The sequence below is a fragment of the Mesorhizobium sp. M7A.F.Ca.AU.002.02.1.1 genome (assembly GCF_003998535.1).
GTDB classification, from domain to species: Bacteria; Pseudomonadota; Alphaproteobacteria; order Rhizobiales; family Rhizobiaceae; genus Mesorhizobium; species Mesorhizobium ciceri.
In genome coordinates this window covers 1-1,735 of sequence record NZ_RZPB01001041.1, presented here as the reverse complement: position 1 = coordinate 1,735, position 1,735 = coordinate 1, and the positions used below count along the sequence as shown (strand labels likewise).

Here is a 1,735-nt window from a genome sequence, read left to right as displayed (position 1 = left end):
GTGCAGGGCGGCGCCGTGCGCCTGAACGACGAGCCGGTGAGCGACGAGCGCCGGCTGGTGACCCCTCAGGATTTGAGTCCGGAAAACGTCGTAAAGCTTTCCTTGGGAAAGAAAAAACACATTCTGGTGCGACCGGCCTGAACTCGCTCACCTATATTCGAAGATCGACCTGAATATTCCGGGCGCGATCACCGACAGCGGATTGATGTCCAGCAACGGCTTGTTGGCGTTGCCCTTGAGCCGGTAGGTGACGCCGATCAGGCCACGGTCGCGGCCATTGCCGAGCAGCGCGCCAACGATGGGCAATTCGCCGAAGATGCGATTGAGGCCATAGACCGGCATGAACGTGCCGGTCATGTCCATGTTGTTGTTCTGGTCGTAGAGCGTGCCCTGGAACGTGGTGCCGATGCGCGGTCCGCGCAGCACACCGTTGGCGATTTTCAGGTAACCGCTGCCCTTGTCGATCTCGGCGTAACCGCGTTCGAACTTCACCCGCGACGTGTCCAGTTTGCCCTTGACCGCCTGGTTGAGGCTGCGGTTGTCGCCGGCGGGCGTGGTCGAGACGATGGAGGCCAGTTTCGGTTCGTTGACGACGAAAAAGTTGCTGGTGTCGACCTTGCCCCTCAGCGATCCGTCGCTCGGCCCCGCCAGGGCCAGGGTGATCGTTCCGCCTTCCATATGCTCGTAGATATTGAGGAATCTCAGGATGGCGCCAGCGTCGGCGGACTGCATGTTGAGCGCGCGCTGGCCGGCACCGGTGGTGTTGCTGATGGTTATGGCGGCGCCCGAACTTGCCGTGGCGCTGACCTTCAGCCCGTTCACCCGCGAGCCGGCCGCGCTGTAGTCGAGCTTCAGATTGGACAATTGCTCGTCGTGGAAACCGGTCAGCCGGTCGACATCGGCGCTGACGGAGATGGCGTCGGAACCGGTGGTTTTGGTAGCCGTGTCGACGTCGGAGGTGAACTGCTTGATGAGCGAGCGGGCATCGAGCGCATTGCCCGATATGTCGACCGCATAGCCCTTGCCGGACCGCTTCACCGACACAGCAACGTCGTCGCCTCTGTTCAAGGTGACCTTGCTGAACCGCGCCGACGACAAGGCGCCATTGACCAGCACGATGCTGCCGTCGACGGAGAACGTCTTTCCGTCGAGATTGAAATCGGACAGCGTCGTGGTGTCGCCGGACTTGGTCATGACGAAGGTGACGTTGGCGGGCACCCCCGCCCCCTTGCTCCAGCCCGCCCAGGGAATGTCCAGCCTGGCGTTGGTCAGGTCGGCCGAGACGTTCTGGTCGCCGCTGCCGTTCTTGTCGATCGCCACCTTCACAGTTCCGGCAAGCAGCGGCTTCAGGCCGGGCATGGCGGCGGCGCGGATCTTGTCGTCGAGCACCAGGGCCACCTTGCGGCTGCGCGCCGGCCCCTCATCCCTGAGCGGCTCGATCAGATCGAGTTCGGCCGGAATGCCGTTCAGCAACGCCTTGGCGGAGATCACCGCCTTCTCGGGGTCGACCGTGATCGAACCGTCGGCATCCGTCACGACCTGTCCTTCGAAGGGCTTGGCCAGGGACATGCCGGTGTAGTCGAGCGACACCAGCCAATCGAGCTTCGAGGAGTCGACGCCGGACTGCAGCGGAATATCCGCCTTGACGTGACCGGTGACGCTGCCCGACAGGTCCTCCGGCAGAATGCCGACATGGCGCATGGCGTTGATCGGCTCGTAGGATGCGAGTTCGGCA

General features: G+C 63.2%; 2 pseudogenes. One reads left to right on the top strand and one right to left on the bottom strand.

Features of this window, described 5'->3' with window-relative positions:
• Positions 1–141, top strand: a pseudogene (locus EN879_RS40340) (tyrosine--tRNA ligase); the annotation flags it as partial.
• A gap of 6 nt (positions 142–147) precedes the next feature.
• On the opposite strand, the pseudogene EN879_RS34755 reads toward EN879_RS40340, so the two are convergent.
• Positions 148–1,735: pseudogene (locus EN879_RS34755) on the bottom strand (AsmA-like C-terminal region-containing protein); the annotation flags it as partial.